Genomic DNA, 22,467 nt, shown 5'->3' with positions numbered 1-22,467 from the left:
AAGCTGCTACAAGCCGTTACAAACTCGCTACAAAACCGTTCACGGCGCGCTGCACATGCAGTGCGTAATCGCCTGGAACGGGGTACGGCCAGCGGACATATCGTTGAGCCACGTCAGCTCTTTGGTGACATCGGCCACTGCGCCTTGCGGCAAGCCTGCCGGCAGCATGCCCAGCTTGACCTGGACATTGATGATCTGGGTCGAAGTGGCCCCCAGTTTGGTCAGCAACTTTTCAAAGGCATTGCCTTCGCGTTCGACATACGCCAGACGGTAGTTGTTGCCCAGCTTGGCGCGCTTGGCAGCCGATTTGATGGCGTCGCCGTAGCTACCAATGGTATCGATCAGGCCACGCTCTTTCGCCTGGGTACCGGTCCACACGCGGCCCTGGCCGACTTCGTCGATCTTTTCCGGGGTGGTCTTGCGTGCGACCGCGGCCTTGCCGGTGAAGTCACCGTAAATGCGATTCACGCTGCTCTGGATCAATTGACCAAAGCGTGGGTCCAGCGGACGCAGCGGATTGTAGGCGCCCGCCAGCCAGGTGGTGGTGTGGCCGGCAGTGTGGATACCCAGCTTGTCAGCAACCTTGTCGGCAGTTGGAATCAGCGAAAACACGCCGATCGAGCCAGTGACGGTGGAGCGGTCGGCAATCACTTCGTCGGACGACATGGAAATCCAGTACCCGCCCGAAGCGGCAACATTGCCCATCGAAACGACGACCGGCTTGCCGGCGGCGCGGGTCAGCTCCAGTTCGCGCCGGATCAGCTCCGATCCATAGGCGCTGCCGCCAGGCGAATCGACGCGCAGCACGATGGCCTTGATGTTATCGTCCTCGCGTGCCTGACGGATCAGGGCGGAGGTGGACTGGCCGCCAATGGCGCCGGGCGCAGCCACGCCATCGGTGATTTCGCCCGCGGCAACCACCACACCGATTGCGTCGCCAAACATTTTAGGATGTACGCGCGACAGATAATCATTGAAGGCAACCTGGCGGAAGGTCTTTTTCTCTTCGTCGAGGGCGCCGCGCTTGATCAGCATGGCACGCACTTCGTCCAGCGTTTTCAGGCCATCAACCAGTTTATTGTCCATGGCCACCTTGCCGACATCGCCCTTGGCGTCTTCCATCAATTTAGGCAGCTCATTGATCATTTTCATGACGCTGCCAGCCGGCAGTTTGCGGTTTTTCTCGACGTCGGTGGTGTAGCCTTCCCACATCGCGTTGTACAGATAGGCTTCCGCTTCCGAGGCGGCTGGCGATGGACCGTTGCTGATGTACGGTTCGGCGGCGCTCTTGTAGGCCCCGACTTTCATCAGGTTGACCGTCACGCCCAGCTTGTCCAGCGCGTCGCGGTAGTAATTGCGGTGGCGGCCGAAGCCTTCGATCAGCACGAAGCCCATCGGATGCATATACACCTCGTTGGCGTGCGAAGCCAGCAGGTAGCGCTTCTGGTCGTAATTCCCGCCCCAGGCAATTACCTTCTTGCCGGCAGCCTTTACCCGGTCCAGCGCGGCGCCTGCTTCGTGCAAGGTGGCCAGGCCGGCGCCATCAAGGTCATCGAGGCGCAGCAGGATGGTGGTGATGTTCTTGTCTTTCTCTGCCGTTTCGAGCACGGTCAGAAGATCGCGCAATTGCACGCTTTTCTGGTTATCGCCACTCAAGCCAGCCATGAAGGCATCGCGCACAGTGCCGCTGTGCTGCTCGACCAGTTCGCCTTTCAGGTCGATCACCAGCGCGGTGTTGGGCGCGATCGGCTTTGGTCCGCCAGTGAACATGGCAGTGATGATAATGATGATGAAGAGCAGGAAAATCAGGTTAAAAACCGTGCGGCGGGTGGCGTCCAGCGCGCCCCAGAACATGCCAAAGCCACGGCGCAAGAAGGACAAGGGTTTGAATGACATCGAAACTCCGGCGAAAAGAAAAAAAGGATGAAAAGCGAAAACCTTACCACTCTAAGCGAAATCGCCCGGGACGTGGTCAAAATGCTCACGCGGACGAGAGATCGCAAGCAGCCCTGCAAACACGAATATGCCATTAAGAATCAGCAGTTCAAGGCCCAGGCGGTAGCTGCCCAAGAGCAATCCCTGATTAAAATCAAGAATTGCGCATAAAACTGGCCCGGCGAGGGCCACCAGCGGCACCCAACGGTCGCGTACGCTGCGTTTGGTCAAAATGCCAAAGGCAAACAGTCCTAGCAGGGGGCCATAGGTGTAGCCCGCCAACTTGAGGACGACGGCAATCATGCTGGGGCTGTCGGCCACCTTGAAGGCCAGCACCAGCAGCAGGAACAGCCCGGCAAAGACCAGGTGCACGCGCTGACGCCAGCGTACCTTTTGCTGTTCGGACAGGTCCACCCGGCGCTGCAGTCCCAGCAGATCGATGCAGACAGTCGACGTGAGCGCGGTAATGGCGCCGTCGGCGCTGGGAAACAAGGCGGAAATGAGCGCCACCAGGAAAATGATTTGCACTGCGGCGGGCAACTGTTCCATCACAACGGCGGCGAACAGTTTGTCGCCAGTCGCTGTGACGCCGGCGACCGGCGCATACAGATGCAACAAGCCGCCCAGGAACATGAACAGACTCAGCACCAGCACCAGGATCAAGGTCAGGGTCAGCAGATTCTTTTGCGAGTCCCGCAGCGTCTTGACGGAAATGGTCTTCTGCATCATTTCCTGGTCCAGACCAGTCATGGTGATCACGATAAAAATGCCCGCGACGATTTGCTTGAGCCAAAAGCCGGGACTGTTCGGGTCGACAGTAAATACGCGCGACAAGCCGCGCTCGCTCATTTGCGCCAGGCTCTGGCCCACGCTCAGGTCCAGCTTTCCGAGCAGGAAGGCCACGCAGGCAATCAAGCCGAACAGCATGCACGTCGTCTGCAAGGTGTCGGTCCAGACGATGGTCTTGACCCCGCCCTGATAGGTGTACACCAGGATCATGCCCAGAATGATCAGCGTGGTGATCCAGAACGGGATGCCCAGGCGATCGAGAATGATCAGCTGCAAAATATTAACGACCAGGTAAAGCCGCGCCGTTGCACCCAGCAGGCGCGACAAGATGAAGAAAGCGGCGCCGCTCTGGTAGGCGCGTTGCCCCAGGCGCACATTGAGATAGTGGTAAATCGAGGTCAGTTGCAGGCGGTAATAGAGCGGCAGCAAGATGAAGGCAACGGCAATGTAGCCGATCACGTAGCCAATCAAGATCTGCATGTAGCCAAAACCGTCGCGCCCTACGGCGCCGGGCACGCTAATGAAGGTCACACCCGAGAGCGTGGTGCCAACCATACCAAAGGCCACCAGCATCCAGTTGCTGCTCTTGTTACCGATAAAAAAGCTCTCGTTGTCGGCATGGCGGGAAGTGAGCCAGGCAACGCCCACCAGGAGCGCGAAATACGCGATAAGAATGGCAAACAACACAAGCGCCGACATAATGCCCCAATGCAATGATTCAATTGGTCAGCAATATACCCTATACCGCCAGTTCAATGATCCGCGCCTGGGGCGGCCCCTGATCGAGCACCAGCTCGGCCACCGACACCGGCAGCTTGAAGCGGCGCGGCCCGGCGCTGCCGGGATTGAGGTACAGCACACCGGCGCGCTGTTCGGCCAGTGGCTTGTGGGAATGGCCGTAGATGACCACATCGACACCGGCTGCCACGGGGTCGATGGCCAGGGTGGCGATGTCATGCACGACATGCAGCGTCAGGCCGCCCAGCTGCACCTGGGCGCTGTGGGGAACGGCGGCGGCCCAGGGCGCGCCATCGTTGTTGCCGCGTACGGCGGTCAGCGGCGCCAGCGCGGCCAGCTGGTCGAGGATGTCCTGCCCGCCGATGTCGCCGCCATGGATGATGTGGTCGCACCCGGCCAGTGCTGCCAGCGCCTGTGGGCGTAGCATTCCGTGCGTGTCTGAAATAACGCCGATGCGTATCATGCGCGCCTTACGATTCGCGGCCGGGCATGCGCAGGAAGGGGCCGATGCAGGCATCGAGCGACTCCTTTATGCACATGACGAACAGGCTGCCGGACGGATGAAATTGCACAAAATGCGTGGCGCGCGTACCGATTTTGGTGACGCTGCCACCGCAATCCTTTTTGCCATTGCCCTTGACGATATGGTCTTCCAATTTATAGAAGCCACTGGCGTCGGGCTTGGCCGGGATGTTGAATTCGCTTTCGGAGACTTCGTCGGCGCTGGTGACAAAGCTGGTGCCGTCGCCACGGAAGCGATAGATTTCGGCGCAACTGCCGTCCGGCAGCGAGAGCAGCCAGATACCGAGGATGGGATGGTCGTTGGCGGGCGGCGCGGCAACAGCAGCGGGCGCCAGCAAGGCCAGCGACAGCGCAAACACGGTGGACAATCGCATGGCAAGCTCCTTGAGACCGGTAAGGGGATCAAGTTATCAGTGTGCCCCATTTTCCGGGTGTGTGCAGCAGCAAGCAAACATCACCCTCGCGGACTGCTGCGAGGGCGAGCGCGATGGCCGGCTTATTCGGCCTTGGGCTTGGCCGGACGGCGCGGACGGGCCGCTTTTTTGGCTGGGGCCGGGACTGGGGCCGGGGCTGGCTCCGCTTCCGCCACAACTTCAGCAGGGGCAGCTTCCTTCTTCGGCGCCGTCTTGCGCCCGCCGCGTGGCGCGCGGCGCTTTTCCTGCACTTCAGGGTCAGGCTGCGGCACAGCTTCGGGCTCAGGGGCGGGCTGGATTTGCGGCTCAGGCATGGCCTGCACTTCGGTCACCGCCTCCACAGTCTCGGCCTGCTTGCGGCCACCGCGTCCGCCGCGGCGGCGCGATTCCGACTTGGCCGGTGCGGTTTCCTGCACCGCTTCCGCCACGGCTGCCTCGGTAGCCGGCGCTTCGCTGACCGGGGCATTGACCGCGTGCGGTACGCTGCTGCGATAGACATAGGCACCGGATTTTTCATCGCGGCCGAATTCGAGCATGCCGCGGTTTTGCGCTTCTTCGAGCAGATTGCCAAAGGTGCGGAAGCCGTAATAGGTCTCGTTGAAATCGGGACGGCGGCGTTTGAGCGTGTCCTTCAGCAGCGAAGCCCAGATTTTTCCGCTGTCGCCGCGCTCGGACACCAGCGCATCGAACATTTCGACCACCAGTTCAATGGCTTGCGCCTTGCGCGCTTCCATTTCTTCCTTGCGGCGGTTGCCTTCGTCAGGCGACTTGCGCGCCGGCGGTTGCTTGCGCTCGTCGCGCTTGGCGGCTGCGCGTTTGACTTCACGCACCAGGTCATCGTAAAAAATGAATTCGTCGCAGTTGGCCACCAGCAGATCGGACGTCGACTGCTTGACGCCCACGCCAATCACCTGCTTGGCGTTTTCGCGCAGCTTGGAGACCAGCGGCGAAAAGTCGGAGTCGCCACTGATGATGACGAAGGTGTTCACATGCGACTTGGTGTAGCAAAGATCGAGTGCATCGACCACCAGACGGATGTCGGCCGAGTTTTTACCAGACTGGCGTACGTGCGGAATTTCGATCAGTTCGAAGTTCGCTTCGTGCATGGTAGCCTTGAAGCCCTTGTAGCGCTCCCAGTCGCAGTAAGCCTTTTTGACGACGATGCTGCCCTTCAGGAGCAAGCGCTCCAGGACCGGTTTGATGTCGAATTTTTCGTAGTTCGCGTCGCGCACGCCGAGGGCGACGTTCTCGAAATCGCAGAACACGGCCATGCTGATATTGTCGTTCGATGATGCCATTGGATTTGTTCTCTGGTGTTGAAAGTGTCAGGCTAAGCGTCGATTATACGCACCAGAGCGGGTGCGCCAGCGTTCGCGTAACCGGACACGAAGCTGCTGGCCGCGCCGGTGACCGGATCGAACACGTGCCGCTGGACCTTGCCGATGTCGCCGCCATACACATGGATACTGATGCTGTCGCGGTCGGAAAACGCGTTCGAGACGCGGTGCACATCGCCCACACGCGGCGACACCAGATCGACCGCGCCTGCCGCCAGCGGATGCGAACAGCTTGGCCGTAGCGGCGTGCCGGCGAATTCTTCGCACACTTCGCCGCCGCGCAGCACTCCCACCATGCCCCAAACCGTATGGTCGTGAATGGGCGTCGACTGGCCCGGTCCCCAGGCGAAGCTGACCACGCAAAACCGCTCGGTTGGATCGCAATACAACAGGTATTGCTGGTAGCGTTCGGGCTCAGTTCCGGCGTAAGCCGCAGGCAGCCAGTCGTCATGCGCGACCAGATCAGCCAGCAGCGCGCCACCTTCGCTGAAGATGCGTTCCTCCTCCGGCCCGGTGTCGATCAGGCGGGTGAAGGCGGTAATGAAGTCATGCAGGCGGGCGGGCTGGCTCATAATGAAGCCAGTCTACTATCAATTGTTGCGCTCATGGCGGGCACGCGCGTCTTGACGCAGCGCGCGCGCCATGGGATGCTTCGTCCTTCACCCACTTCCACAGGAGACCACACCATGCGTACGAATGCCATTGCCCTCCTGTCGGCTGCCTGATCGCGCACCACCCAGTCTGATCAAGACCCCTGTGTGACTGCGCGCCCGATCGCGCGCCGACCTCCCCCATTCCATCGCCTGCACGTTGCTACGTGCTGCTTTTGCTCGCCCTTTGCGAGCGCAATGAATCCGGGAACACACTCTCATCATGATCGACTTCGATTTCGCTTCACTTCGCACCATCGGCTTCACCCAGACCATCGCCGGCCAGCTTCACACACTGACCGACCTGCCAGCCAACGCGGCCCTGGTCCGCATCACGGAAGTTCACCGCGACCGCGTGCATGTGCATGACGGCCAGACCCAATCAAGCGCCCGTCCTTTGCTGACCGATGCACTGGCAACCGGCGACTGGGCCGTCTTGCACGAAGGACGCATCATCGCCCGCATCGAACCCGTCAACCATCTGGCGCGCCGCACGGCGGAAGGCCGCTCCCAGGCGATTGCCAGCAATATCGATACTGCCCTACTGGTCATGGGCCTGGACCACGACTTCAATCCGCGCCGGCTCGAGCGCTACCTGGCGCTGGTGCAAGCGGCCGCTGTGGCACCAGTCATCGTGCTGACCAAATCCGACATCGGCAGCGACGTCGCCCACAAGCTCGATGAACTGCACGCCAGGCTCCCGCGCGGCACGCCGATCCTGGCCGTCAATGGTCTTGATGCGGGCAGCACCGCCGCACTGGCGCCGTGGCTGGGCGCGGGCCAGACGCTGATCTTGCTGGGCTCCTCGGGCGCCGGCAAATCGACGCTGACCAATACGCTGACAGGCGCGGCCCAGGCCACGGGCGGCGTACGCGAGGACGACAGCCGCGGGCGGCACACAACGACGGCGCGCTCGCTGCACCAATGCGCCCACGGCGCCTGCATCATCGATACGCCCGGCCTGCGCAGCCTGCAGCCCGACCTGAATGAAGACGCTCTGGCCGCGTCTTTCGAGGACATCGAGTCGCTGGCGGCGCAGTGCCAGTTCCGCGATTGCAGCCATGATGAGGAACCTGGCTGCGCGGTGCGCGGCGCGGTCCACCCCGACCGGCTACGCAACTACCACAAGCTGCTGCGCGAGAGCCGGCGCGCGGTGCAAACACCGCTCGACCGCATCGCCGCACGCAACAAGTGGAAGGTGCTGATGCGCGCGGCTGGGGCACGCTCGAAGGACAAGCGCGGCTAGCACTGCAGGGCGTGCGCCGCATTTGGGTCCGAATTGCTATATTTACACCATCGGACCCAAGTGTCATCCTTCTATCGAGCCTCAATGAACGAACCGCGCAACGACGCCCCTGACAGCAAACGTGAATTCCTGCATCGGCTGGTGCTCATGGACGGCATGGCGTTGCTGTTCCTGCTGGTACTGGCCGGGCTTTGGTACGCAGCCGATGCGCTGCTGCTGATCTTTGCCTGCATTTTGTTTGCCATTCTGTTGTATGGGATGAGCGACACCATCAGACAGCGATTGCATTTGCGCCGCAAGTTCGCCCTGCCCCTGGTAGTGGCTTTGCTGCTGGCCATCATCGGGATAGGCGGCTGGCTGATGGCGCCGCAAATCGCCGATCAGTCCGACAAGCTGGCCGAGGCCATTCCGCATGCCATTGAAGAATTGCGCAAGTCGCTTAACCAGAACGACCTGGCGCGCCGCCTGCTGGGTGGCGTGCCATCAAACGAGAAGCTGCTGGCCTACCTGGGCCGCATGGTGCCCAACGCGGGCCTGTTCTTCAGCGGTGTGCTGGGTGCGTTCGGCAATGTACTGATTATTATTTTCGTGGGCATCTATTTCGCTGCCGCGCCCTACACTTATATCGATGGCTTCGTGCTGCTGGTGCCGCACAACAAGCGCGAACGCGCGCGTGAAGTGCTGTCCGAAATTGGCCGCACCCTGTCCAAATGGCTGATGGGGAAATTCGCCTCCATGGTATTGGTAGGCACGCTCACGGCCACAGGCCTGGCGCTGCTGGGTGTGCCGCTGGCGCTCATCCTTGGCATTATTGCGGGCCTGCTCGACTTCATTCCTTACCTTGGTCCGCTGATGGCGGGCGTGCCCGCCTTGCTGATCGCGTTCTCCACCAGCCCGACTCAGGCGCTGTACGTGGTCGGGCTGTTCGGCCTCATCCAGCTGATTGAGGGTTACATGCTGCAGCCGTTCATCGAGAACAAAACCGTGTCGCTGCCGCCGGCGCTGACCATCGTTATGCAGGTTTTATTCGGCACGCTGTTCGGGCTGGCCGGCGTGGCGCTGGCAACGCCATTGACGGCGGTGCTGGCAGTGGTCGTCACCATGCTGTATGTGCAGGATGTGCTGGGGGACAAGGTCAAGACGCCGAGCGAACAATAGCGTTCCTTAAAGATGGCGCGTTTCTGCCGGCGGCGCGTCCCAGATATCCTCACGCCCGTTCAGATAGGTGATGGGCGTAGCGGCCAGCTCAGCGTCGCTGGCGTCATCGAGGCAGCACAGGTTGATGCTGACGAACTGGCCTATTTTGCGGGAGGTGCCAAAACTGAACGGACGTATCCCGCAATGGCGGCAAAACGTGTGCTGATCCACGCGCGCGCCGAACTGATAGCCCAACAGAGCTTCCTCACCGCTGAGTAAACGAAACGCATCTGGTGCAATCCGCGCCGGCCAGTACCGCCCCTTTGCGCAGATGGAACAGTTGCAGCGCACCGATCCCTGGGCGAGATCAATGTCCGCTTCAAAACGCACTTGTTTGCAATGGCAACTACCGTGGTAAGTTTTTAGCATGTGGCCCCGTCGTGACACGTTTACGTTAGAGTGTCGGCCCATGAAACCCGAACACCTTCAACTGCTGCTGGTCCGCGAAATGCCTTTTGGGAAGTACAAAGGCACAGTGATCGCCGACCTGCCCGGCAATTATCTGGCCTGGTTCTCGCGCGAGGGTTTTCCGCGCGGCGAACTGGGCGAGCTGCTGGCTATTATGTACGAACTCGATCACAACGACTTGCGCGCCCTGCTCGACCCGCTCAAGCCCACATCGTCGCAGCGCGCCCCGAAATAATATCTAAGACTTAACATCTTTGCGAGACATCGCCGATAATGCGGCCTCTGCTTTTTGGAGACCACAATTGAAATTGATCTTTTGCACCCTGATGCTGACAGCACTATGCGCCAGCGCCGCACCAGCGCCCGCGCAGTACCAGCTGAACGATACGGAAGTGCTCGACGTTAGCGCCAAAGACCTGCAGCGCGACTATCAGATTTTCATCAGTTTGCCCGAGTCATACAAGACCTCAAACAAGTCGTACCCCGTGGTGTTTGTCGCCGATGCGAACTACGCGTTTCCGGTGGCGCGGGCACTGGCTGCGCGGGTCGGCGCCCATGGACGGGGGCTGGAAGAGTTCATTCTGGTCGGCCTGTCCTACGCCAAAGGCGATACGCCTGAATACAGCCGCCGGCGCGACTATACGCCCGCCCCGTCGCTCGATAGCGGCCTGACCTCCGACATGCCAGGCAAGCCACCCAAATTTGGCGAAGTAGAACAGTACCGCCGCTTTATTGGCGATACTGTTTTTCCTCTGATCGCGCAGCGCTACCGCGCTGACATGGGCCGCAAGATCTTTGCCGGTCATTCCTACGGGAGCCTGCTTGGCCTGCACATCGTGTTCAGCGAACCGGGCATGTTCAGCCACTATATTCTCGGCAGTCCATCACTGTGGTACGGCAAGCGCATCATGTTCGAGCGCGAAAAAGCCTACGCGGCCGCGCACAAGGATCTGAAGGCGCAGATTTTCTTTGCGGTGGGCGCGCTCGAAACCGGCACGGGCAAGGACGATATGGTCGGTGACATGCAGCAGTTTGAAAAGCTGCTCAAGTCACGCAAGTACCCCGGTCTGCGCACCACCAGCAAAGTGATCGTCGATGAGGATCACTTGTCGGTGGCGCCGCCGATCATGACGCGCGGATTGAAGTGGGCCCTGCCCCCGCTGCGCTGAGCAGAATCAGCGGCGGCGCCGGTTTGGCATCGTCATCACGCGCAAAATCGTATCCAGCGAAATGCCGTGCGAGAGCAGGTACCAGGTTGCCACCTCGACGCCGAGCGTTTCAAGCGAGACCAGTCCCACCGCGACTTTGCCGGCCAGGTCGCGGCGCGAGCGGCGCTCATCGCGCGGGATCACGATGGTGCAGCGCATGCGCTTCATGCGCCACTCCGCGCGATGACCTCCCGCAAAAAAGCGGTGATGACACTGACCTGCGGCAACGGCTTCACGACGGCACCTTCCGTGCTGGCTGAACAAGCAGGAAATAATGCGGGAAAACGGCTTGATTTGATTGAGCTAGAACAGTCAGCCAGCAGCGCCCGGCTCGCCCTGGCTGCCGCGCAGGGCGCCCAGCATCCAGTGGTTCGATTCCACCAGGGCATCGTTGAACTCGGCCTCGTCGATGTCCAGCGTGCTCAGGCGGGCGGACAGATAGTCGAAGTCGCCCAGCTCGATGGCTTCGCACAGGCGCAGCATGTCGCCCAGTTCGCCTTTGTAATGCAGCACGGCATCGTGGACTTCATCGCTCATGGTCAGGGGCGCCAGTACCTCGGCCAGCGGCATGCCGAACAGCACGCCCAGCAGGGAAAACATCCCGGCCAGAAAAGCCTGATCCTGGCCGTGTTTGTCGCGCCCGCGTGCCGCAGCAAGCTGTTCCAGCAGACGGCCACGCACCGCCACCCGCGCCAGCAACATGGCCGAACGGGGGTCGCCCGGGCGCGCGGCAAACAGCATCAGGTTGACCCAGCGCCGCAGTTGCTGGCGGCCCAGAATCAATATGGCTTGGGAAAAACTGGTGATCTTGCGGCCATGCCCCATGCCCAGGGAATTGACCAGCCGTAGCAAGTGATACGACAGGGTCGGGTCCTTGCGCAGCAGCGCTTCAATGTCGTGCGTGTGGGCGTCGGAGGCAATCAGTTGCGCCAGCTGCAAGGCCAGCGCGCGCGAAGCAGCCTGGGCGCCGGTGGCCTTGGGTGGCGCGGCCATGTACCAGTCGCCTTCGATCAGCACGTCGTCATCGGTGACGGTGGCCGTATCGAGCTGTTCGTCCTGGGTCAGCAGCGCGTCTGGGAGCAAGCGTTTCCAGCCAGCCAGCTCGAGCGCATCGGCCATTACGGGTGACAAACCATCGCGGTAATAGGCGGTGAATTCGTCGCTGAGGGCGCTGAAATCTTCCGAGCCGGACAGCGGCATGAGCTGCTCGGCATCGCCCGGACCCACGTCCAGCAGCAAGCCCGCAGGCTTGCCTCGCTGGTCGGCAAGGACGCGGAATACGACCAGTGGCGGTGAACTCGAGGCTGTCGTCATGTTTTCTCGGCAGAGATTCCTATTGCCCTATGTTACCTCGAACGGATTGGTTTTTGCCAACAGAACAGTTGTTTTCGCAACCGAATTATCAGTCAGGCAAAATTGCGCTCGGCAGGTGGCCGCACAGACAGTCGAGCAAGCCGTGGCGCTGCATCCGATCGCGCCACCATTTCAGGCCAGCCCCCTCCTCGCCGCTGCGCCAGGCCACGTAAAACGTTTCAGCCGCACGCCTTTCCTCGACCTGCTTTTCAACCAGCAAGCCGTCTGCAATGGCACGGCGCGCTGCCGGCTCGGGCAAAAAACCGAAGCCAAGGCCAGCTACCTGCAGCGCGAGCTTGGCATGCATATCGGGCACGGTGAGCGCATCCTGTCCGAACAGCAAGCCCACGGTACGCGGCGCCATGTTGCGCGCCGAATCAGCCACCACGATGGCACGATAGTCCTGCAGCTGGCTGCGCCCGAGCGGCTCTGGCATGGCTGCCAGCGGGTGGTCGGGCGCCACCGCAAACACGAACGGCAATTCGCCAATACTGCGCGCGACGTAACCGCCACCGGCCGGCCCGTCCCCCGCTACCCCGACCAGCAGATCGACACGGCGCTCAAGCAAGGCTTCCCACGGCCCGGACAAGGTTTCCTGTACCACGCGCAGGCGGGTCTGACGGGCGATGTCGTAAAACTCGCGCATGTCGGGTACCAGGGCCGTGATTGAAAACATGGAGTCCATGCCGATCGTCAGCTCTGTTTCCCAGCCGGAGGCCACGCGCTTGACCCGGTGTTCAAGATCTTGCGCGGCCTTGAGCAGAAAGCGCCCCTCCTTGAGCAGCTCGCGCCCGGCAGGTGTCAATACAACGCGCGGACCATTGCGTTCGAAGACTTGGACCGACAAGTCGTCTTCCAGTTTGCCCACCATATAGGAAATGGTGGAAGGGACACGATGCAGTTCCTGCCCCGCCTTGGAGAAGGAACCGCGCCGGTCGATGGCGTCAATGATTTGCAGGGCTTCCAGGCTGAGTCTGAGCATTCGATTTATTCGATCATAGATGACAATATTTTCCGTTTTTCAAACGAATAAACGGGGCCTATACTAGCTCCATCGCTTCAAACAACTGATTCGAAATTATTGCACATTAAGACCAACCAGGAGAAAAACATGCTCGAAATCCGGAAAAACGAAGAACGCGGCGTCGCCAACCACGGTTGGTTGCAATCGAAGCACACCTTTTCGTTCGGCGAATACCACGATCCGCGCCACGTTGGCTTTGGCCCTCTGCTGGTCATTAATGAAGACAAAGTGGCGCCAGGCCAGGGTTTTGGCACCCACGGCCACCGCGATATGGAAATCATTTCCTACGTGCTGGAAGGGGCGCTTGAACACAAGGATAGTATCGGCACCGGTTCGGTCTTGCACTATGGCGACGTGCAGCGCATGAGCGCCGGCAGCGGCGTGCGTCACAGCGAGTTCAACGGTTCGCAGAACGAGCAAGTGCATTTCCTGCAAATCTGGATCCAGCCCAATGTCAAAGGGATTGCACCCAGCTATGAGGAAAAACACTTCGCCCCGGACACCAAGCAAGGCCAGCTGCGCCTGGTGGCCTCGTCCGACGGCCGTGACGGGTCGGTGCTCATCCACCAGGATGCCGCCATCTACGCCACGCTGCTGAACACGGGTGATGCAGTCGAGCATAGCTTGGCCCAGGGCCGTAGCGGCTACGTGCACGTGATTCGCGGCCGCGTCACCGTCAATGGCACCGCACTGAGTGGCGGCGATGCGCTCAAGATCACGGGCGAGTCCGGGGTGCAGCTGGCCCAGGCGGAAGCGGCCGAAGTGCTGGTTTTCGACCTGCCATACTAAGCGGTTTTAGAGCCCGGTCCCCAACGGGGGGCCGGGTTTTCCGCTACACTTGCGGCTACAGCAATAGTTTCGAGAACAAAGCCATGCCGTCCGTCCCCAAAGAAGAAGCCCTGTTGGATTACACCACCTCCTGCCTGCTGCCCACCCCATGGGCCCAGTTCACGCTGCACGCCTTTGTCGAGCACGCAACGGGCAAGGAACACCTGGCCATGGTGCTGGGCGACATCGGCAATGGCGAGCCGGTGCTGGCGCGCGTGCATTCGGAATGCCTGACGGGCGACGTGTTGTTTTCACAACGCTGCGATTGTGGCGCCCAGCTCGAAGGCGCCCTCAAGAAGATTGCCGACGAGGGCCGCGGGATCCTGCTGTATTTGCGCCAGGAAGGCCGTGGCATTGGCCTCGTCAACAAAATCCGCGCTTACCGCTTGCAAGAAGCCGGCGCCGACACGGTGGAAGCGAACCTGGCGCTTGGCTTCCATGCCGATGCGCGCAACTACGCTTTGTGCGAGCCCATGTTTGCCCAGTTCGGCATCAAGACGCTGAAGCTGATGACCAACAACCCGCGCAAGATTGACGCCATGGAAAAGCTGGGCGTGCGCGTGAGCGAGCGCGTGCCCCTGCTGGTGAACCGCAACGCCTTCAATACCGCCTACCTTGACACCAAGGCAGCCAAGATGGGCCACATGATGCAGCCGCTGGCCGAAACCGTCGCACAGGACGGCGAACTCTAAATCCGGCAAATACGGTAAGCTAAGGGCAAGTACTACCCCGCTTACCACGTCAGGATGGCATGAAATTCTCTCAAATGGCGGTTCTGCTGTCGCTCGCTGGCGCCACCGCGTTCTCGCTGGCGCAAAGCCCTGCGCCGCCCGCCAAAGCCGCACCGGTCAAGCCGGTGGCGCCCTCGCCGTCTGCCCCTGTTCTGCCGCCTGCCGCCGTTGCGCCACCCGCCGCCACCCCAGTCGCGCCAGAAGAAGAAAATGCGGCGCTGCCACCACCGTCGACGGCCGCGCAAAAGCTCTATTCGGCCGCCAAGGACGACCTGCTGCAAATTCGCATGCTGCTCAAGAACGGGCGCAGCCAGTCATCGGTCGGCTCCGGCTTCATGGTTGGCACCAGCAATCTTGTGCTGACCAATTACCATGTGGTGTCGCAGATGGCGATCGACCCAGATGTGTACGTGGGCGAATTCGTCGACACCGACGGCAAGCGCGGACCGGTCGAACTGCTGGCCGTGGACGTGCTGCACGACCTGGCCGTGGTGCGCATCAACCGCAAGGGCACCGGCTTTTTCGACATCCCCGATCGCCTGGTCAAACTGACCCAGGGTCAGTACCTGTACTCCCTTGGCAATCCGCTGGACCTGGGCTTTGCCATCTCCGAGGGCGCCTACAATGGCGTCATCACCCGCAGCTTTTATGACCAGCTGATGTTCACCGGCCCGATCAACTCGGGCATGAGCGGCGGTCCGAGCGTAACTGGCAGCGGCGCGGTCGCTGGCGTGAACGTATCGAAGCGGCGCGATGGGGAACTGGTCAGCTTCCTGGTGCCGATCCGCTACGCGCAGGAGCTGCTGCGCAAGGTCGCCGCGCAAGCTGTGGCGCCCAAGGACTTCAATCCCTTGATCGGCCAGCAGCTGCTGGCGCATCAAAAAGCCATGATCGACCGTCTGCTCGACAAGCCGCTGGCCATCAAGAGCATGGGGCCTTACCTGGTACCGGTGCGCGAGTCGGATCAGGTGCGCTGCTGGGGGCGCTCGAACGTCAAGGCCGAAGCCACCTTCACGGCTGACACCATGGCGTGTGCGATGGAGTCGGCGATTTTTGTGTCGGAGTCGCAGCAGACCGGGCATGTATCAATGACGCACCAGTATGTGCGCACCACCACGCTCGATTCCGTGCGCTTTGCGGTCCTGGCCAGCACCTTGTTCAAGGCAGACAATCTCGGCAACAACAAGGACGCTCATCTGACTTCGCCAATCTGCACCGAGTCGTTCGTCAAGACCAAAACGCTGCCGCTGCGCGCAGTGAGCTGCGTGCGGGCCTACCGCAAATTTGAAGGTCTGTACAACTTCACCCTGCTGACCGCCACCACCGACGACGCCAAGGCCAGCTTGCAAAGCCGGCTCGATGTATCGGGCGTGTCCTACGAAAATGGCATGCGCACCACGCGCGCCTTCCTCGATGCACTGGGACGTGGAGGCAGCAAATGAACGCGCCCTACTTCATTGAAATGCTGGCCCGGAATGGCGACGTGCTGCACCGGCACCAGGTCGACGCGCTGCCGATCCGCCTTGGCCGTGGCTACGACAACGACTTCATCATCGACGATGCTTACGCAGCGCCGAACCATGCCGTGATTGAAGCACGTGAAGACGGTGCGCTGGTGCTGCGCGATCTGGGCACCAAAAATGGTGTGATTCACCGCGGACGGCGTCATCCAACGCTGCTGATGACGGGCGATACCGAGATCCGCATCGGCCACACCACCTTGCGCGTGCGCGGGGCAGACTACGCCGTGGCGCCGGAACTGCTGGACCGCACCCGTCACGGCTGGGAGGGACTGGCGCCTGGCCTGGTTGGCATGTTGATGATCGGCTTTTTTGCCGTCTTTACGGTCTGGCTGTCGGACACCCAGTCGTTCCAGCTGGTGCGCTATTTGCAGGCGCTGGCCTACGGCATGGGCGGCGGGCTGGTATGGGCTGGCGCCTGGGCCTTCGGCAATCGTCTGTTCGGGCGCCACGTACGCCTGGGCCGCCACCTGTTTGTACTGGGCTGCGGCCTGACCGCCGTCACCGCATTCAAGATCATTTCGAGCCTGGTGGCCTATGCATTCTCGCTTGAATTCCTGACCCGTTACAGTTCGCACGTGGCGATTCTGATCGCGGCCGGCACCCTGTTCCATCACCTGAACACGGTGCGCCCGCACCACACGCGGCGCTTTGCGATCACCTCCCTGATTCTGGCCATTCTTGCCTCGGGGCTGACCTTAATGGGCAATGAGCAGCGCACCGGCCAGTTGGCCGACAGCCCGTACATGTCGGTCATTTTGCAGCCATCGGTGCGGGTCAGTCCGGACCATAGCGTCGACGAATTCATGGGCGACGTGAACGCGCTGAAGGCAAAGCTTGACGTGGCACGGACCAAAAAATTCCGCGATAACGGCGATGACGACGACGATTGATTCAGCTTAGTGGATCGTTTCGCCGCGCACCAGCATGGCGGTGAACTGGGCGATACGGCGAGCCCGCGTTTCAGGCTTTTTGGCCGTTTGAATGCGGAACAGGATTGCGTAGCGGTTCTGCGAACTGAGGGTGGCAAAGAAGGCTTCGGCACCGGGGGCTGCGGCCATGGCGGCTTGCAGATCGGGCGGCACTTGCGCCTTGCTGACGGAATCGTAGGCGGCGTCCCAGCGGCCATCCTTGCGTGCGCGTTCGACTTCCGCCAGGCCACTTGGCTGCATGCGGCCTTCTTCGATGTAGCGCAGCGCCTTGTCACGGTTGACCTTGGACCAGATGCTGCGTGCGCGGCGCGGGGTCCAGCGCTGCATGAAGAACTGCTCGCCCGCGCTTTTGCGCATGCCGTCGATCCAGCCGAAGCACAGGGCTACTTCCAACGCCTCGTCATAGCTGACCGTGGTTTCGCCCTTGCCTTTTTTGGCATGCAGCAGGAAGACGCCGTCGGAGCGGTCGTGATTGGCCGCCAGCCATTGTGCGAATGCGGCCTGGGAATCGAATTTCAGTGGATCCATTACCGCTCCATTTAAAAAACCCCACATCGTCCTCGCGAAGGCGGGGACCCATTCCACGTTTCCGGATTCGGTCAGCATGCTATGGGTCCCCGCCTGCGCGAGGACGATGTGGTGGGTGACCGACCTTTGACATCCCCTGCAGAATGCGCAATCATCAGCGCTTCCCCATTCCCGCCACCCCCATGCCCCAGAACCGCACCCGCGCCGCCATCATCCTTGCCTGGTTCCTGTTCTGGATCATGATGGTCGCCGTCGCCGTCCAGGATTACGCACGTGACGACGGCACCGCCTACTGGCAGCCGATATTATGGGAAACCTCCTCCATGCTGGCGGCAACCCTGCTGCTGCTCATCCAGCGCCACTTTACCGAACACCACGACGCCGCCCTGCTGCCACGCCCCGCACGCTGGTTCGCGCTGCAATTCGCCTGGCTGCCGCTGTACTGGACCGCCTTCGTCCCCCTTGCCTTCGGCATGCGTCATGCGGTGTACGCGCTGATGGGGCAAGTCTACCAGCACGAGGCATGGGGCGAAACCTTCCTGTACGAGTCGCTCAAGCTGAGCGTATTTGTCAGCCTGTTTTTCCTGATCCGCTTCGGCATTCTGTCCTACCACCAGCTGCTGGAAGAAAAACTGCGTGTCGAACGCGCCAATGCCCTGCTGCGCCAGGCCCAGCTTCAGCGCCTGGCCCAGCAAATGCAGCCGCACTTCCTGTTCAACGCCCTGAACACCATTTCGTCACTGATGCACACGGACGTCGACAAGGCCGACGCGACCCTGATCCAGCTGGCCGAAGTTCTGCGCACCACACTCGATGTCAGCGACCTGCACGAAGCACCGCTGTCGACCGAGCTGCGCCTCGCGCAAGGCTACGCAAGGGTGATGCAGGAACGCTATGCGGACCGGGTCGCGATCGAGTGGCAGATCGGCGACGACACCCTGGCCTGCACGCTGCCCGTCATGAGCATACAGCCGCTGCTGGAAAACGTCTTCAAGCACACCGTGGAAAAGCGCCGTCAGCTCACCCATGTCACGATTACCATCGTGCGTGACGCGGACATGCTGTGCGTGACGCTGGACGATGACACCGGGACCTTTGCACCAAGCGGCAAACCCGGCATCGGCCTGTCCAACCTGCGCGAACGGCTGGAAGTGCTGTACGGCGCGCGCGCGACACTCACGCTGTCGCAGCGCGAGCCAGCCGGCGTACGCGCCGCAATGAGGATCCCATGCGCATTCTGATCGTCGACGACGAACGCCCTGCGCGCGACAAACTGCGCCGCTTACTGGAGCAGGAAGCGGACGTCAGCGCCCTGGATGAAGCGCGCGACGGCGTGGAAGCGCTGGAACGGATCGCCGCCTTCAAACCAGACGTGGTGTTCCTCGACATCCAGATGCCGGAAGTGAGCGGGATCGAACTGGCAGCGTCTCTGCCGGCCCCGGCGCCCCTGATCGTGTTTGCCACCGCCTTCGATCAGTACGCGATCCGCGCTTTCGATGCCAACGCCATCGACTACCTGCTCAAACCCTACGACCGGGAGCGCCTGCAGCGGGCCCTGGTGCGCGTGCGCCAGCGCCTGCAGACGCCGGCGACACCCGCGTCCTTCGACAGCGGCCATGTGATCGCCCAATTGCTGGTGACGGAGCGCGGCGTGACCCGTGTGGTGCGCGTGGACGAGGTGCAGTGGATTGAAACGGCCGACAATTACGTGGTACTGCACACCGCCGCCGGCGCACCCCTGATGCGCCAGACCCTGGCCGGGCTGGTGGACAAACTGGGGCCGCGCTTTGTCCGCTGCCACCGGCGCGCCGCGGTACAGCTGTCGTGGATCGAGAGCGTGGTCGCGCTGGACAAGGGCGACTGCGAACTGGTGCTGCGCGGTGGCGCGCGCGTGCCGTGCAGCCGGCAATACAAGGCGGCAGTGCTGGAAAAGTTGTAGGCGCGTCCAACTCGCCCCAGCGCGCGCCCGTCTCGCCCCATTTGGCTCGCGCTGGCAGGCGCAAGGTTTTACGCTGGCCTTGTTCTCCACTTAACGAGCCAATGCCATGCAAACGCCACAAACAAGACTTTTCTTCCTCGACTGGGTCCGCATCATTGCGTTCATGCTGCTGATCGTCTACCACGTGGGCATGTACTACGTGACCTGGGGCTGGCACGTAAAAAGCCCCTTCGCCAGCGATGCCATCGAACCGTTCATGCTCTTGTCGTCGCCATGGCGTCTGAGCCTACTGTTCCTGATTTCGGGCGTCGCGTCCAGCTTCATGCTGAGCAAAATCGGCGCTGGCCGCTTCGTCCGTCAGCGCAGTGTGCGCCTGCTGGTACCACTTATCTTCGGCATGCTGGTGATTGTCCCGCCCCAGCCCTATTTCGAAGTGATCGAGAAATTCGCTTACCAGGGCAGTTATGCTGACTTCATGCGCCTGTACCTGTCCGCCTTCCACGGCTTTTGCAAGGAGCAGGAATGCCTGACCCTGCCCACCTGGAACCACCTGTGGTTTGTGGCCTACCTGTGGGTGTACACGCTGCTGCTGGGCGCAATCGTTGTGCTGGCCGGGACACGGTTCGATCGAGTTGCCGCCCGTGTCTGCGGCGCGCTGACCGGCTGGAAACTGATCGTGCTGCCAGCACTGGTACTGGGCGCCTTACGTATCGCGCTGTCGTCGCAGTTTCCCATCACGCACAACCTGACCTGGGATTGGTACAACCACGCCAACTCCTTGTGCGCGTTTGTGCTGGGGGCGATGTTTGCACGCAGTCAGGGCGTGTGGCAGCAGATGGAAGGGGCACGCTGGCACGCATTGGGCCTGGCGGTGTCGTCATGGGGCGCGCTGATTATTTACTACTCGCTGTTCGACACCGAGGCGTTGCGCCCGGCGCTGGAAGAGTGGCGCATGCTGATGCGCGTGGTGTACATGCTGTGCGCATGGAGCGCCATTGTCGCGGTATGTGGCTTTGCCAAGCGCCACCTGAACCGGGACAGCGCAAGCCGCGCCTACCTGACGGAAGCGGTCTTCCCTGTCTACATTTTGCATCAAACCCTGATTGTCTCGATGGCGCACCTGATCAAACCAGCCAAGATCGCCGCGGGCACGGAAGGGCTGATTCTGATCGTGCTGACCTTGTGCATCAGCTTTGGCAGCTTTGAGATCATTCGCCGAATCGCCGTCCTGCGGCCCCTGTTCGGTCTGGCATGGCGCCGCCCAAGTCCCCAGAAGGACGGCTTGGAAAGCAAACAGCCCGCCACAGCAAGTTGCTGACGGGCTGCTAAAAGCCGGGCCACATGCGCGGCCCGGCCGGATCAAGACACTTCAGTTGCCCTTAGGCGCCTTTGCCAACGCTGCCACCGGCACCCGACTTGCTGCCCGTGGTGCCGGCAGTTGAACCGCTGGAACCGGCTGCCGACAAACCACCTTGTGAACCCGACTGCGAGCCCGAGATGCTGTCACTCTGGCTGGAGCCGGCACTGCCGCCCTGGGCGCTGCCCGACTGGCCACTTTGCATGCTGGCGCCACCGCGCGACTCGGCACCGTTGCTGCGGCGGGCACCATCCTGCATGAACGGATCGGTGAACTTGCGCATGGTTTCCTGCTGGTTACGCATGCTGCGTTCGGTTTCTTCCGATGCGACGCGGGCTACTTCGTCGGCCAGCTGGCGCGCGGTACGGCTGGTTTCCTGCACGTGCTGCTCGGTCACGCGGGCCAGATCGACCTGGGCGTCAGCGGCCACGCGCGAGATGTGCTGCTGGTAGGCGCGCAGTTTTTCAGTGGCGGGCTGAGCGCGTGCTGCCGTGGCGCTGATGACGTCGGTCTGACGGTCTGCCGTAATGAGGCTTTGACCCGTGATGGCGGTTTCTTCCAGCATGGTCTGGGTCAGTTGAATGTTCAGGTCGCACAGCTGCTGGAATGAACGGAACACCGATTTGGACATGTCGTTGAAGAACGCCATTTGTGCGTCCAGATGCGTGCGCACAGCAGGAGTAACGGCTTGGGAATATGGATACATGTATTTACCTCGATTAAATGAGCTATTGAATGGATGCGGAATTGGTGCAACCGCTGCGAGTGCATAGGAACACTGCCCTGTCGACGTTCCCGGGCGAACCCGACAGGACGTCTCCAGCACAAGTTACAAGGCTAGGTGAGTGAGTCTCTCCACGTTTGATCTGGCTCAAACGTGTTCATGTCGTCAACAGCATCTGTTCGATCTAGTGCAGATACTGTTGCGTCGCACCAAAAGCAAGCGTGAAAAGGGGGATTTCTGCGGATTTTTGCTGGCGCGGATATTGCAATGGATTGCCTACCCATTGCGAGAAGGATGCACCCATGCTGCTACGAAATGACTTGCTGCACTACACTTTCCCGCGTGAGCGGACCGTCCGCATCCTGTGGATCGACGCCGCGCACAAGATCGCTTATACCTTCGAATTGCATGCCAAAAGCGCGCACCCGCAAATTGCCACGCTGGGCTCGCTGGTCGAGGATGTCAACAGTGGCCGCGCACAACTGTTGCTGGTCGATCCCTACCTGGTCCAGGCCCGTCCCGACGATCTGCCAGTCAGCCATTTGCAACTGCAAGCACGCGCCTGGGACGTGGTCAGCACCCTGGTAACGCAGGAGCCGGCCATCTACCAGCCCAGCGCGCGCGGCGGCATGGTGCTGCGCCACGCGGAATTGCACGGCATATCTTACCCATCGGTTTATCGCTACTTGCGGCGTTATTGGGAGCGCGGCCAGAACGCCAACGCCTTGCTGCCAGACTACAAAAACTCGGGTGGACGCGGCAAGACGCGCAGCTCGCGGCCCGATGTCAAACGGGGGCGCCCGCGCAAAGGGGAAGGTCATCCGGGCATGAATGCCAGTAACGATGTACGCGAAACCTTCCGTGATGCAGTGGCGCGTTACGCCGCCACCCACCGGGCGTTTTCAAGGCGTGGTGCCTATCGGCAAATGATCGAAGATTTTTTCAGCACCGGGGACACCGCCGCCACGCCAAGTTTTGGTCAATTCAATTACTGGATCGAAAAGGATGCGTGTCTTGTCCCGCGGCATGCTGCGCCGCGGCAGCCACAGCGCATTCGTGAGCAGCCGCAAGCAGCAATGGGGGCCTGA

At 61.3% G+C, this 22,467-nt stretch carries 24 protein-coding genes; 12 read left to right on the top strand and 12 right to left on the bottom strand.

Translation table 11 applies throughout. The features are described 5' to 3' along the window. Window positions 1–39: 39 nt before the first annotated feature. The 6 genes from sppA to BUC24_RS05375 all read right to left on the bottom strand — a co-directional run bounded on the left by sppA (window position 40) and on the right by BUC24_RS05375 (window position 6,306). Window positions 40–1,896, bottom strand: coding sequence for a signal peptide peptidase SppA (gene sppA, locus BUC24_RS05400; RefSeq protein ID WP_073213071.1), 1,857 nt, complete (start codon window positions 1,894–1,896; stop codon window positions 40–42). 51 nt (window positions 1,897–1,947) lie between these two features. Further along, entirely contained in the window at window positions 1,948–3,423 is a 1,476-nt protein-coding gene (locus tag BUC24_RS05395) for a sodium:solute symporter (protein WP_073213070.1), read from the bottom strand. A gap of 40 nt (window positions 3,424–3,463) precedes the next feature. Beyond that, window positions 3,464–3,925, bottom strand: coding sequence for a metallophosphoesterase family protein (locus BUC24_RS05390; protein WP_073213069.1), 462 nt, complete (start codon window positions 3,923–3,925; stop codon window positions 3,464–3,466). Window positions 3,926–3,932: 7 nt separating this feature from the next. Continuing rightward, complete coding sequence (locus BUC24_RS05385) at window positions 3,933–4,358, bottom strand: hypothetical protein (RefSeq protein ID WP_073213068.1); 426 nt, start codon at window positions 4,356–4,358, stop codon at window positions 3,933–3,935. Window positions 4,359–4,480: 122 nt separating this feature from the next. After that, on the bottom strand, window positions 4,481–5,695 hold the full coding sequence (locus BUC24_RS05380) for an NYN domain-containing protein (protein WP_073213067.1): 1,215 nt from the start codon (window positions 5,693–5,695) through the stop codon (window positions 4,481–4,483). Window positions 5,696–5,727: 32 nt separating this feature from the next. Beyond that, a complete protein-coding gene (locus BUC24_RS05375; RefSeq protein WP_073213066.1) occupies window positions 5,728–6,306 on the bottom strand; it encodes a cysteine dioxygenase family protein in 579 nt (192 codons plus the stop codon). Between the two features lie 301 nt (window positions 6,307–6,607). Here BUC24_RS05375 and rsgA point away from each other — a divergent pair, with 301 nt between their 5' ends. Then, complete coding sequence (rsgA, locus tag BUC24_RS05370) at window positions 6,608–7,630, top strand: ribosome small subunit-dependent GTPase A (protein ID WP_073213065.1); 1,023 nt, start codon at window positions 6,608–6,610, stop codon at window positions 7,628–7,630. An 84-nt stretch (window positions 7,631–7,714) separates the two neighbouring features. Continuing rightward, window positions 7,715–8,788: an AI-2E family transporter gene (locus BUC24_RS05365; protein WP_073213064.1), complete on the top strand. Its 1,074-nt coding sequence runs from the start codon at window positions 7,715–7,717 to the stop codon at window positions 8,786–8,788. 6 nt (window positions 8,789–8,794) lie between these two features. Here BUC24_RS05365 and BUC24_RS05360 read toward each other — a convergent pair whose 3' ends face one another. Further along, window positions 8,795–9,196: a GFA family protein gene (locus BUC24_RS05360; RefSeq protein WP_073214821.1), complete on the bottom strand. Its 402-nt coding sequence runs from the start codon at window positions 9,194–9,196 to the stop codon at window positions 8,795–8,797. A 40-nt stretch (window positions 9,197–9,236) separates the two neighbouring features. Between BUC24_RS05360 and BUC24_RS05355 the strand changes: the two genes are divergently transcribed. Together BUC24_RS05355 and BUC24_RS05350 are read left to right on the top strand one after the other, a co-directional pair. Further along, window positions 9,237–9,470 carry a DUF3820 family protein gene (locus BUC24_RS05355; RefSeq protein WP_073213063.1) on the top strand — a complete coding sequence of 78 codons (234 nt, stop codon included), beginning with the start codon at window positions 9,237–9,239 and terminating at the stop codon, window positions 9,468–9,470. Between the two features lie 67 nt (window positions 9,471–9,537). After that, window positions 9,538–10,404, top strand: a complete 867-nt coding sequence (locus BUC24_RS05350) for an alpha/beta hydrolase (protein ID WP_229448038.1) — start codon at window positions 9,538–9,540, stop codon at window positions 10,402–10,404. Window positions 10,405–10,410: 6 nt separating this feature from the next. Here the strand turns inward: BUC24_RS05350 and BUC24_RS05345 are convergent, their stop codons facing one another. From BUC24_RS05345 to BUC24_RS05335, 3 genes are all read right to left on the bottom strand, one after another. Then, the gene (locus tag BUC24_RS05345; protein ID WP_073213062.1) at window positions 10,411–10,611 is read right to left on the bottom strand and encodes a hypothetical protein; all 201 of its coding nucleotides are present in this window, start codon (window positions 10,609–10,611) and stop codon (window positions 10,411–10,413) included. 144 nt (window positions 10,612–10,755) lie between these two features. Then, entirely contained in the window at window positions 10,756–11,757 is a 1,002-nt protein-coding gene (locus tag BUC24_RS05340) for an EAL and HDOD domain-containing protein (RefSeq protein WP_073213061.1), read from the bottom strand. An 88-nt stretch (window positions 11,758–11,845) separates the two neighbouring features. Next, on the bottom strand, window positions 11,846–12,778 hold the full coding sequence (locus BUC24_RS05335; RefSeq protein WP_073213060.1) for a LysR family transcriptional regulator: 933 nt from the start codon (window positions 12,776–12,778) through the stop codon (window positions 11,846–11,848). Window positions 12,779–12,907: 129 nt separating this feature from the next. Between BUC24_RS05335 and BUC24_RS05330 the strand changes: the two genes are divergently transcribed. The 4 genes from BUC24_RS05330 to BUC24_RS05315 all read left to right on the top strand — a co-directional run bounded on the left by BUC24_RS05330 (window position 12,908) and on the right by BUC24_RS05315 (window position 16,792). Next, on the top strand, window positions 12,908–13,609 hold the full coding sequence (locus tag BUC24_RS05330; protein WP_073213059.1) for a pirin family protein: 702 nt from the start codon (window positions 12,908–12,910) through the stop codon (window positions 13,607–13,609). Between the two features lie 83 nt (window positions 13,610–13,692). Continuing rightward, the gene (gene ribA, locus BUC24_RS05325; RefSeq protein WP_073213058.1) at window positions 13,693–14,340 is read left to right on the top strand and encodes a GTP cyclohydrolase II; all 648 of its coding nucleotides are present in this window, start codon (window positions 13,693–13,695) and stop codon (window positions 14,338–14,340) included. A 59-nt stretch (window positions 14,341–14,399) separates the two neighbouring features. After that, on the top strand, window positions 14,400–15,821 hold the full coding sequence (locus BUC24_RS05320; RefSeq protein WP_073213057.1) for a S1 family peptidase: 1,422 nt from the start codon (window positions 14,400–14,402) through the stop codon (window positions 15,819–15,821). Beyond that, window positions 15,818–16,792, top strand: a complete 975-nt coding sequence (locus BUC24_RS05315; protein ID WP_073213056.1) for an FHA domain-containing protein — start codon at window positions 15,818–15,820, stop codon at window positions 16,790–16,792. The genes BUC24_RS05320 and BUC24_RS05315 overlap by 4 nt, the downstream gene beginning before the upstream one ends. A gap of 6 nt (window positions 16,793–16,798) precedes the next feature. Here the strand turns inward: BUC24_RS05315 and BUC24_RS05310 are convergent, their stop codons facing one another. Continuing rightward, window positions 16,799–17,359, bottom strand: a complete 561-nt coding sequence (locus tag BUC24_RS05310) for a YdeI/OmpD-associated family protein (protein WP_073213055.1) — start codon at window positions 17,357–17,359, stop codon at window positions 16,799–16,801. Between the two features lie 143 nt (window positions 17,360–17,502). On the opposite strand from BUC24_RS05310, the gene BUC24_RS05305 reads away from it, so the two are divergent. The 3 genes from BUC24_RS05305 (at window position 17,503) to BUC24_RS05295 (ending at window position 20,616) form a co-directional block, all read left to right on the top strand. After that, window positions 17,503–18,600 (top strand): sensor histidine kinase, encoded by a 1,098-nt coding sequence (locus BUC24_RS05305; RefSeq protein WP_229448037.1) that lies wholly within the window; start codon window positions 17,503–17,505, stop codon window positions 18,598–18,600. After that, window positions 18,588–19,298: a LytR/AlgR family response regulator transcription factor gene (locus tag BUC24_RS05300; protein WP_073213054.1), complete on the top strand. Its 711-nt coding sequence runs from the start codon at window positions 18,588–18,590 to the stop codon at window positions 19,296–19,298. The genes BUC24_RS05305 and BUC24_RS05300 overlap by 13 nt, the downstream gene beginning before the upstream one ends. 106 nt (window positions 19,299–19,404) lie before the next feature. After that, window positions 19,405–20,616, top strand: coding sequence for an acyltransferase family protein (locus tag BUC24_RS05295; protein ID WP_073213053.1), 1,212 nt, complete (start codon window positions 19,405–19,407; stop codon window positions 20,614–20,616). Window positions 20,617–20,677: 61 nt separating this feature from the next. Here BUC24_RS05295 and BUC24_RS05290 read toward each other — a convergent pair whose 3' ends face one another. Next, window positions 20,678–21,361, bottom strand: coding sequence for a phasin family protein (locus BUC24_RS05290; protein ID WP_073213052.1), 684 nt, complete (start codon window positions 21,359–21,361; stop codon window positions 20,678–20,680). Between the two features lie 320 nt (window positions 21,362–21,681). On the opposite strand from BUC24_RS05290, the gene BUC24_RS05285 reads away from it, so the two are divergent. Then, complete coding sequence (locus BUC24_RS05285) at window positions 21,682–22,467, top strand: hypothetical protein (protein WP_073213051.1); 786 nt, start codon at window positions 21,682–21,684, stop codon at window positions 22,465–22,467.

Source organism: Massilia sp. CF038, from assembly GCF_900129765.1.
Classification (GTDB): domain Bacteria; phylum Pseudomonadota; class Gammaproteobacteria; order Burkholderiales; family Burkholderiaceae_D; genus Telluria_A.
Note: the sequence above shows the minus strand (reverse complement) of the source record. Positions and strands in the feature narration are given on the sequence as shown.